The sequence below is a fragment of the Sulfitobacter sp. HI0129 genome (assembly GCF_001635395.1).
GTDB lineage: Bacteria > Pseudomonadota > Alphaproteobacteria > Rhodobacterales > Rhodobacteraceae > Sulfitobacter.
The window spans coordinates 1-545 of sequence record NZ_LWGH01000909.1; the positions used below are offsets into that span (position 1 = coordinate 1).

Sequence of the window (545 nt, forward strand, 5' to 3'; positions counted from 1 at the left end):
GTTCGTCATCACCATGTTCGTTGCTGCCGTCATCCCCTCGGTGAACGCGGTCCTGTTCCAGCTTGTCGCGATCACCCTGCACACGCGGATGAACCCCGAGGCCGCGCCTGCCGGCGAACGGCGCGACTTCCGCGCCCGGATGATCGCCCTGCGCGACGGCTGGGGCGCTATCGTGCTGCTCGGCGGCGTGATCGGCGGCATCTATGGCGGCATTTTCACGGTCAACGAGGCCGCCGCCTTCGGCACGGTCTTCGCCTTCCTGTTCATGGTGTTCCGGGGTCGGCTGACCAAGCAGGTGCTGATGGATTCGCTGCGCGACACTGCGGCCAACACCGCGATGATCTATCTCATCCTGTTCGGCGCCACGATCTTCGGCTACTTCGTCTCGGCGACGCGGATGCCCGACGAGTTGGTCAACCTGATGCAGGTCTGGGGGCTGAGCCCGGCGCTGGTGATCGCCGTGCTGATCGTGATGTACCTGATCCTGGGCAGCATCTTCGACACGATGTCGGCGCTTCTCATCACCCTGCCCTTCACCTTCCCGC

Annotated in this window: 1 protein-coding gene; it reads left to right on the top strand. The window is 64.6% G+C overall.

Annotated elements, in window-relative coordinates; all coding sequences use genetic code 11:
* Positions 1–545, top strand: a 545-nt coding sequence (locus A3764_RS20865) for a TRAP transporter large permease subunit (RefSeq protein WP_150122356.1), incomplete at both ends; no start/stop codon positions are given.